At 63.6% G+C, this 8,764-nt stretch carries 13 protein-coding genes and 1 pseudogene; 9 read left to right on the plus strand and 5 right to left on the minus strand.

The features are described from left to right. Nucleotides 1-237: 237 nt before the first annotated feature. Nucleotides 238-411, minus strand: coding sequence for a DUF1508 domain-containing protein (locus tag VKI00_RS33815; protein ID WP_414687212.1), 174 nt, complete (start codon nt 409-411; stop codon nt 238-240). 166 nt (nt 412-577) lie between these two features. Between VKI00_RS33815 and VKI00_RS15645 the strand changes: the two genes are divergently transcribed. From VKI00_RS15645 to VKI00_RS15665, 5 genes are all read left to right on the plus strand, one after another. Further along, nucleotides 578-967 (plus strand): DUF2255 family protein, encoded by a 390-nt coding sequence (locus VKI00_RS15645; RefSeq protein ID WP_324438851.1) that lies wholly within the window; start codon nt 578-580, stop codon nt 965-967. Nucleotides 968-1,300: 333 nt separating this feature from the next. Continuing rightward, entirely contained in the window at nt 1,301-1,825 is a 525-nt protein-coding gene (locus tag VKI00_RS15650; RefSeq protein WP_324438853.1) for a PAS domain-containing protein, read from the plus strand. 162 nt (nt 1,826-1,987) lie between these two features. Continuing rightward, complete coding sequence (locus VKI00_RS15655) at nt 1,988-2,893, plus strand: DUF1214 domain-containing protein (protein WP_414687213.1); 906 nt, start codon at nt 1,988-1,990, stop codon at nt 2,891-2,893. Between the two features lie 172 nt (nt 2,894-3,065). Next, nucleotides 3,066-3,593, plus strand: coding sequence for a restriction endonuclease (locus tag VKI00_RS15660; RefSeq protein ID WP_324438856.1), 528 nt, complete (start codon nt 3,066-3,068; stop codon nt 3,591-3,593). 40 nt (nt 3,594-3,633) lie between these two features. Beyond that, a complete protein-coding gene (locus VKI00_RS15665; protein ID WP_324438857.1) occupies nt 3,634-4,002 on the plus strand; it encodes a hypothetical protein in 369 nt (122 codons plus the stop codon). Nucleotides 4,003-4,038: 36 nt separating this feature from the next. Here the strand turns inward: VKI00_RS15665 and VKI00_RS15670 are convergent, their stop codons facing one another. Beyond that, nucleotides 4,039-4,872: a hypothetical protein gene (locus VKI00_RS15670; RefSeq protein ID WP_324438858.1), complete on the minus strand. Its 834-nt coding sequence runs from the start codon at nt 4,870-4,872 to the stop codon at nt 4,039-4,041. Then, nucleotides 4,869-5,480, minus strand: coding sequence for a TetR family transcriptional regulator (locus VKI00_RS15675; RefSeq protein WP_324438862.1), 612 nt, complete (start codon nt 5,478-5,480; stop codon nt 4,869-4,871). The genes VKI00_RS15670 and VKI00_RS15675 overlap by 4 nt, the downstream gene beginning before the upstream one ends. A gap of 95 nt (nt 5,481-5,575) precedes the next feature. Between VKI00_RS15675 and VKI00_RS15680 the strand changes: the two genes are divergently transcribed. Further along, entirely contained in the window at nt 5,576-5,998 is a 423-nt protein-coding gene (locus VKI00_RS15680) for a hypothetical protein (RefSeq protein WP_324438864.1), read from the plus strand. 51 nt (nt 5,999-6,049) lie between these two features. After that, nucleotides 6,050-6,355 carry a DUF732 domain-containing protein gene (locus VKI00_RS15685; RefSeq protein WP_324438866.1) on the plus strand — a complete coding sequence of 102 codons (306 nt, stop codon included), beginning with the start codon at nt 6,050-6,052 and terminating at the stop codon, nt 6,353-6,355. A 7-nt stretch (nt 6,356-6,362) separates the two neighbouring features. On the opposite strand, the gene VKI00_RS15690 is transcribed toward VKI00_RS15685, so the two are convergent. After that, nucleotides 6,363-7,058 carry a guanylate cyclase gene (locus VKI00_RS15690; protein ID WP_324438868.1) on the minus strand — a complete coding sequence of 232 codons (696 nt, stop codon included), beginning with the start codon at nt 7,056-7,058 and terminating at the stop codon, nt 6,363-6,365. 59 nt (nt 7,059-7,117) lie between these two features. On the opposite strand from VKI00_RS15690, the gene VKI00_RS15695 reads away from it, so the two are divergent. Continuing rightward, nucleotides 7,118-7,282: a hypothetical protein gene (locus tag VKI00_RS15695; RefSeq protein ID WP_324438870.1), complete on the plus strand. Its 165-nt coding sequence runs from the start codon at nt 7,118-7,120 to the stop codon at nt 7,280-7,282. On the opposite strand, the gene VKI00_RS15700 is transcribed toward VKI00_RS15695, so the two are convergent. Further along, on the minus strand, nt 7,279-8,097 hold the full coding sequence (locus VKI00_RS15700) for an adenylate/guanylate cyclase domain-containing protein (protein ID WP_324438872.1): 819 nt from the start codon (nt 8,095-8,097) through the stop codon (nt 7,279-7,281). The two genes, VKI00_RS15695 and VKI00_RS15700, sit on opposite strands and share 4 nt — an antisense overlap. Nucleotides 8,098-8,340: 243 nt before the next feature. On the opposite strand from VKI00_RS15700, the pseudogene VKI00_RS15705 reads away from it, so the two are divergent. Then, a pseudogene (locus tag VKI00_RS15705) lies at nt 8,341-8,764 on the plus strand (glucose-6-phosphate dehydrogenase); the annotation flags it as partial.

Raw genomic sequence — 8,764 nt, forward strand, 5'->3', positions numbered from 1 at the left:
GGAAGGATTTCTGAGAGGGACATCACTGGCTCCTTCATCCGGTAATCAACCTGGCCACAACCGATGGCGGTCATCCCCCCGCTCAAGCTAAGCAGATACAGATAACCGCTTTTCTGCGATACAGCGGATTAATCCTCAGAAAACGAAGCCCATCAGCGGACGCCGCACTGAACGTTCATCACTGGTCCACTCCCGTCGATAGACGTGGCGGATGCGCTGCTGGATGAACGCTCCCGGTTAACTTGACGTTTGATCCACCACAGTCGCGCCGGGTGCGCTGGTCTTCACCGACACGATGCCCTTCTCGGCGCTCTCCTTGGGCGTATGCCTACCCAGGTTCGAATCCTGGACCTGCCACCGAGGCTCAAGCAGGGTATTTAGCCGCCGTAGCTCTTGATAATGCAAGAGCAAAGGAGCTCACTAGACGCAGCGGGGACTTCGGACGCATCTGGCGAGCCAGAATGGTTGGCGAACGCGGTTGGGTCGCGTGTAACTGATTCCAGGTCCGAAGTTGGGCAAGTGTTAACGACGTCCCGCGCTGGATTATTTGCTGCGACAACAATTCTGGTGCGACGCGATGACCTCGGTCGCCCGTAACTACCGCAAGCCCGAGCAGCTCGCTCTTGTCGATGCCGCCCGCGAACTCGAAATTGCAGTACGCCGTGCGGACGGAACACTTCGGCCGTGGACGCCGATTTGGGTCGTGCGCGTCGTCGGCGACGTATACATCCGCACCTGGTACCGCAGAGATACCGGGTGGTTTGGCCTTGCCTTGCGGACAAGACGCGCACGTGTGCGCGTCCCTGGCGTCGAAGTCGACGTGCGCATCGAGGACATCGGTGTCGGCCCGTCGGGACTGCGGGAGGACGTGGACCACGCCTACCGTGACAAGTACGGCGGCGGTTCGACCGGAGACATGGTCGGAGACGAAGCCGCAGCTACGACGCTTCGGTTACTAAGACAATGATCGGGGCGTGACGAGCAAGTCGGCTTGCGCCTGCTCTGGGATGTCGCAGGGGGCGACATGCGTCCGTGACAGTCACCCGGCAGCTAGCGTCGATGGTCATGACCGACACCGCCGACGGCACGTACGGGTCCCCATGCCCCCCGCCGCGACCCTGGGGAAAGCCCGCCGTGTCGTTCAACCTCCGCGATCGGATCAGATCGGGTAAATTCGGGGCCGCTGGGAATTTCAGCTGGTCCGGGTATGACTTCCGCCGTTGTGCTAACCGCCGCAGAGCTCAAGGCGCACTGCGCCGCCACCCGACATTCACGGTAATCGTCTACGCGCGGGATCACGATGAGCGCATCACCTGATTTTGCTAAGCCCCGAACCGACCAGACCGCCAGGCACTCCGCCGCGCCAGCCGGCGCCCAATCCTTCGTGGACGCGAAGGAGCCCAGCACCGAACGACGGCGCCGACCTTCGCCGGGCACCACGGACGAATACCTTTATGCGCTGCCCGCGTTGATTCTGCTGGACCGATTGCCTATACCCATGCTCGCCACCGCACTCGACGGCGTCGTCGTCTACACCAACCCCGCTTTCGCCACCATGCTCGGCCATCACCCCGACACCATCACGCTGACCGGACAACGACTTCCCGCGTTGCTCGCCGGACATTCAGCGACCCCGGCGCGCGACTGTGTCACCGCACTGCGCGCTGCCGATACCGTAGTCGTCGACTGGCTCCACGCCGAGGGCTTCCCGGTCCGCAGCGTCATATCCGACACGCTATTGGTTCGCGCCACTGACCAAATACTGCTGATCGGCGTTACCGACATCACCGAACTGATGTGGACCAACCGACTGGAACCGCGCTGATGCGGCTCCTGGCGACGTTCGTATCAAGGTCCTAGCCGTCGGGACTGCGTCCGGTTTCGGTTAAACGTCTGAGGCGGCCGAAGCAAACAAGTAGACGTGAGGAGTTAGGTGGTGGCGGTTCTCGTCAACGTGGACAACTTCGTCCGGGCGGAGACCCACCGGATGTTTCGCGACATCCAGGCCGGCGCCGGCGGCGTCGGGAGCTTTCGGCACAACAGCACGCCTGCCCGCATCGATGAACAGACGGTGATCAGACTCAACCGAGATACGTTGTACAGCTTTGCGATTGTTGATCTCGCCGAACCGGCTCGGCTCACGTTGCCTGACGCCGATGGTCGCTATCTCTCGGCGATGATCCTCAATGAAGACCACTTTGTGAATAACGTCATCCATGAAGTGGGTGAGTACACGCTGACGCGAGATCAGTACGGGTCTCGCTACGTCCTCGTCGGTGTTCGAATACTGGTCGACCCCACCGACCCCGCAGACGTGGCCGCAGTCTCGGCGATTCAGCAACGCCTCGCGATCGACGCCGGCTCATCGGAAACGTTTGTCATGCCGGACTACGAGCCCGAAAGCCTCGACGCGACCCGGGACGCGCTGCTGGCCCTGGCCCGTGGCCTCGACAGCTTTGACCGGACTTTCGGTGCGCGGGAAGAAGTCGACCCGGTTCGTCACCTGATCGGGTGTGCGGCAGGGTGGGGTGGGCTACCCACCTCCGAAGCGGCGTACATCGGCGTAGACCCCAACGTTGCACCCGGCGATTACGAGTTGGTGTTCAAAGATGTTCCGGTGGAAGCGTTCTGGTCGGTGTCGGTATACAACGCGCGAGGGTTCTTCGAGCCGAACGAGAAGAACCTGTACACGGTCAATAGCGTCACCGGTGAGCGGAACGCCGACGGCTCGGTCACCGTTCGTTTCATTGCGTCAGCCGACGGTGACATCCCCCCGAACGCGATCGTCACGCCGGAGGGCTGGAACTACCTCGTTCGCCTCTATCGGCCGCGCGCCGAGATCCTCGATGGTAGCTGGACGCCACCGACGTTGACGCCGTGCGGCGATTCCTGACCACTCGATGCCGTTTGCCGGTCAAGCGGAACCTCGGGGCATCCCGGAAAGGCCTCTCCGCCAAGCCGTCGCGATTTGTCGTCGGCCATCTTTATCATCAGCCCATGGACCGGGCGTCTTCGCTAACCCTTGCCGCAGCAAGCCTTCTCAGGTCGCGAGGCGTGCTTCGAGCATGAAGATTGCTTATTACTTTCTCCCGCCCTACTTCGGGCTCTTCGCAGGTTTCGTCGGCCACAGTGTCACGACGGGCTTGCTGGGAGCAGTCGTCGGTCTGTTTCTCGCCGTGTTGGTAGCAGCCGAGGGAAGCCGGCGGCGCGGGCGTCCCGGCGCGTCCATGCTGGCGATTGACAGCATGACCGGGACGGACTTTGAGGACTACGTCGCCGCCCGCCTGCGACGGGCCGGCTGGCAGGTCACGGTCACCTCAGTCAGTGGCGACTACGGCGTCGACCTGATCGCCCAACGGGACGGCAAGTCGCTGGCGATCCAGTGCAAGCGCCACGGCAAGGCGGTCGGCGTCGCGGCTGTCCAGCAGGTTGTCTCGGGAGCACGCCATCACGGGTGCACGAAGAGCATCGTCGTCAGCAATCAAGAATTCACCCAGGCCGCCAAGCAATTGGCCTTCACCCACGGCTGCCAGTTGATTGGCCGCGGCGCCTTGCAAGCCTGGGTACCGCCTCCGGCGCGGCGGGCGGTTTAGGAAATCACGGCTTGCTTTGATTCGGGTAGAGGGGAAATCCTTGGCAGATGGCGACGGCGAAGCGGTCTACAAGGGTGCTGGTGGGCTGGTTTTGTCGGCTTTCGGGCTGGCGGGCGGCCCGTGGGCCCAGGCGACTCCGGTCCCTGCGCCTGGCTATCACTGGTGCCCGGGTGATCACTGGGACCCGGGCTGGGGCACCGCCTACGACTGGGACTGGCATCACTGCCACGACTGGCAACCTGCGGCAGGTCAGGGTGGTCCGGCGGGCTTTGGGCCCTGGGGAGTCCCGCCGCCGTGGGCACCGCAGCAGCCACCTCCACCGCCGTGGGCGCCTGGGGCTCAGGTGATGTGGAACCAGACAGCCAATAGTTGGGGCTTCTGGAACAGCGGAATATGGAATCCGATCTGACCGTTTCGGCGTCAAACCCCGCGCGGTTAGCGATCTTCAGGGGTGCGCCGCGAGGAAGGTCTCGTTCGGCAAGCCGGACGTCAGTTCATCGACGTTGAACGGTTCGTCGAGGCGGGCGTGCAGCATCTTTGGATCGATCAGCAGGCTGATCTCCGCGGTCTCGCGGGCGAATAGCCGACCGACACGCGGGTAGAGCCAACGCATTACGGCTCGCTCCCCAGAGGTGCAGCGGGCCGCGCAATAACCGACGTGACCAATCTCGTCGGTGAGGATCTCGCTATAGAGCCGCTCGATACGCGCGGCCACATCTGGTTCGTCGGCGAACAATTCGACCCCGACCCGGCGCAATTCGTCGAACAAGATGCAGCCGGCCATCTCGCCTGCGCCCACAAACGCGATCCCGATGCGTTCCGGGATGAAGACGTTGAGCTTGACGAACTGGCGCATCACGAATGGTGGCGGCATGACTTGGAACGGCAGACCGAATATGTCGAGCACGTAGGCAAGTAAGCGGGTGTGGTAGTGCTCCTCGAGCTCGATGTAGACCCGTTCGGTCGGAGCGTCGTCACCGCTGTTGTGCCCGTAAGTCTCGCCCAGCCCGACGCCGAACCGCTCCGCTTGGTTCAGCTTCGCGGTGGCCAACAGAAACAGCATTTCTCGGCTCAGGCCCGGTTCGGGTCGCCGCCGGCGCAGGTTGCGTGCGAACACGCCCCGATCGATGGGACGACGCGAGCGGACCGGGTCCGTCACCAAGCCGCCGAAGAATTCTTCGCGGCTGGCTAGGTGGCGGTGCAGCAGATCAGCCTCGCCGTCGCGGCGCACCAAGAATTCGCGGTAGCCCTCAATACCCAAGGCACCTACAGCGGTCATCGCTCCTCCATTCCTTGAACAATCGTCAGCACAAACCGATCCAGTGATGCGGTCGCGCCGATCGCCAGCAACGCGAACAGCCCGGTCAGGAAAATCACACCGAGCTCGCCCGGATCCGCATCCCGAGACACCCGTCCGGCAGCCGCCGCATCGGCGATCGCGGCGATGACGAAACCGGCCAGCGGGTGCTCACCCAGCTCGGCTTCGATGGGCCGCGTCGCCGAGAAATGCAGGCCCAGCATGTCTTTGAAGACGACAGGTCCCAGCCGCTCTTCGGCGGCGAGCACGTGCCGGACCAGCAGTGTGAGCAGCGACAGCAGGTCATCATGCGCGGCGGCTCGGGTGTCGAGCGTTGCGACGATTTTCGCCTCTTCGGCCCGCTCCAATTCGACCAGCACGTGCTCCTTGGTCGGGAAGTGGAAATAGAACGTGCCGCGCGCCACTCCCGCCGCCGCGGCGATCGCCGCGACGTCCGCACCCGCCAATCCGGACCGGCCGAACTCGGCCAGCGCGGCGTCGAAAACCCGCGCCCGGGTCTGCAGTCGCTGCGCCTCTCGCACCCCGACAAACTGCGAAGCCGGTTCTGCGGTCGACGCTGGTGAAGGCACACCGGCACCTTACAAAATTTCATTGCCACCCGTCAATGACGGTCGTCAATGAGTTTGCTGGCTGCTGGCCGGCGTCCGAATGGTTTGATTGACCCATGAGTGGTGTACCGAGCCGGCAAGCTCGCCTGGCGCACGCGGCGAAGCACGCTGAACTGTGGAATGCCGGGAAGAAAGACGAGTGGGTGGCGTCGTGGCGCACGATCTGCCCCGGCGAGGTTCGCATGTTCGATCCGGTCGGTACTGAGGAGAAGCACGGCTTTGCCGCCGCGACCTCGGACGCGTTCGACATGTTCCAGTCCATCCTCACCATCAAAATGATCACCGTGCAAGTGAACGGCAACGAGATGGCATGGGTCTGTGAGAATCACTTCGGCACCGAGCCGAACGTTCAAATGGCTTATAGCATCGAGACTTTCGCGTGGGACGATGATGGGAATCTGCTCATCAAGACCTACTACCCGATGCCGGAGAACGTTGGCTCGGACAGCGACCCTTACGCGCACCTGCTCGGAAATTGATCTGCCAACCGCTCGGTTTGGCCGTAGCATCGGTCCAATCGAAGGAAATGAGTGAGCAGACGCGGGTTGAGGGTGCTCTGGTGTGCAGCAGCGGCCACCTTCGTGGGCCTGTTGGGCGCCGGGGTGGCGGACGCCGACGAGGCCGCTTACTTGGACGAGTTGAGCCGGCACGGATACCCGGTAACTGACCCGTCGGGCGAAGGCCTACTGGGTAGCGGTCACGCGATGTGTAGGGAATTGGACGCCGGGCGTTCGCCGGACTACGTCGCCAAGCGTTGGACTTACCCGAACGCGTCGTACCAGAACTTGTTGGATATGGCAACCGCGGCTCAAAACAACCTATGCGGCGACGACTGACCGCCGATTAGTCTGCGACAACCCCGATTTCGCCGCCCAGCCGATACGGCGCCACCAACGGAAGTCCATCTCCGCTCCAAAATCTCCCGGGGTCGAACCAGTTGGACCGCTTCTCGGTTTCGATCAGTCCCATCTCTTCGTAGGTGACCGCGACCGTCTCCGCGCAATAGGCGGACTCGAAGCGGCCCTTTCGCTGCTCTTCTTTGCGCCGTCGGGTTGACTCGCGTACTCGCTTGTCCAAGAGGGGGATTCCGCGCACCCAGTCGTATGCCGTCGGCAGTTGACCGCGCAGCCAACGCAGGGTGAGCCGGGTAGTAGTCGGAAACGCGGTGCCGTCCATCCGGGCGATGACCCGCAGCAGCCGATTCTCCTGGTGATGGTCGACGTCGGGGCTGAGTTGACGCAACCAGCACCGCTGCCCGTAGCGCTGCATCCACCGCTCGACCACTTGGCCGGCGTCGTTGAGTTGCACACCGCGGTGGTTGGTGCCGGTCCACACGTCGGTCAGCTTGTCGCCGAGTTCGGCATGCCAAATCAACGGTGGAAGATCCTCGATCGCCACCGTCATGCCGACGTGGTTGACCGGGCTGTTCGACAAGGTCTGGATTGCGCGGTCGGGTCCGGAGCGCCCACGAAACAGCCAGATGTCGCCGGTGCGAGTTGCCTCCACCGCTTGGGTGACAGTCACCGTATGTGTTTCCACCAACGCACCTTATGCACATACCGGTGATTGCAGGATGCAGTCGCGAATAACCTTTGCGCATGCGCACCATTTGGAAGTTGCTCGGGCTGGCCGGGGTCATCGGGGTCGCCGCAGGGGGAGTGCTGGTGGCCCGCGATCAGCGCCGGCGCCGGGCCTACACGCCCGACGAGATCCGGGCCCGGCTGCAGCAGCGCCTGGCCGAGGCGGACGGCGACGAGCCTTAGGCCGCGATTGCGTAGAGGCGGTGGGTGCCGGCGAAGCCTTTCAACTCGGCCTCGCGGCCTTCGTCGACGGAGATGTCATCGCAGCCGCTGATGGCGTCCCGCACGGTTTCGCTGACCAGGATCTCCCCGCCACCGGCCTCCCCGGCGACGCGCGCCGCCATGGCGACGTTACGGCCGAACAGGTCGTCGCCGCGGCGCACCGAGCGGCCCATGTGGATCCCGATTCGCACCCGAATACCGTTGTGCCGCTTGCGTTGTGAATCCTTCTGCAGCGCATGCTGCATGTCGATACCGCAGCGCACCGCCTGCTCGGCGCGAGCGAAGGCAATCATGAATCCATCACCCTGGCTTTTCACCACATGCCCCGAGCGCTCCTTGACCAGCTGGCGCACCAGCTTGTCGTGCTCGCCGATCAACTTGACCCAGGCCCGGTCGCCGACCCGTTCGTTGAGTGCGGTGGATTCCTCGATATCGGAGAACAGGATCGCCACCTTGCCGTCCGCGGTGACCCGGGCCAGGTCCGGGCGTTCCACCTCGGCCCAATCGGCGAGATCTTCGATAGAGCTGCGCACCGCGGCGCCGAACCCCTCCTTGCGCACCAGGTTCGCGGTCTGCCACACGGTCTTGACCGCCTCCCGGCCGGCGGGCAGCAGCCAGCTGCGGGGATCGACGCGTCGCCGTAGTTCAGCGGCCTCCCGGCGACTGCGGGTCAGCGCCGCCCATACGAAGGCCAGCGCTGCGGCCTCGATGACCGCCACACCGGCCAGCGCGTAAACCGCGATCAGCAACAGGTCGGGGTCATGCATGCCACGCATCTTTCCTGATCAGCCTCGTCGATCGTCGCAACACTGCCGGATCGGCCGCGTGGGCCGCTTGCACGTAGGCGTTTGGCTTCCCGAGTAACCGGTTACTTCACAACCGCGCTCGTGGACCTCGTTGCGTGTTGTCGGGCGTCGCCGCGGTGTTTAGGGTTGGACCTGGCCGCGGCAGGTCGAGTTGGGCGCGTTTTCAAGTTTTAACCCGGGGCTGACTAGTCGATTTTTCGTGGAGGTCACCGATTGGCCGAATCCGGCGATCGCTGCTCAGACCTGCTGGTGATCTTCGGCATCACCGGCGACCTGGCCCGCAAGATGACCTTCCGAGCCCTCTACCGCCTTGAGCGCCGGAAGTTGCTGCAGTGCCCGATCTTGGGCGTGGCCAGCGACGACATCACGGAAGAGGAGTTGGTCAATCGCGCCCGCAAGGCGATCGCCGATACCGGCGAAAAAATGGACGACAAGGTGTTCGACCGGCTAGCCGACCGGCTGTCCTACCTACACGGCGACGTCACCGACCAGGCGTTGTACGACTCGCTGGCCGAGCGGATCGGTTCGAAGCGCTGCCTGTACTACCTGGAAATGCCGCCTTCGCTATTTGCGTCAATCGTCGAACGCCTGGCCAAGGCCGATCTCCTGCAAGGATCGCGCGTCGCCTTGGAGAAGC

Origin of the sequence: Mycobacterium sp., assembly GCF_035314665.1 — a bacterium.
In the GTDB taxonomy this organism is placed as follows: domain Bacteria; phylum Actinomycetota; class Actinomycetes; order Mycobacteriales; family Mycobacteriaceae; genus Mycobacterium.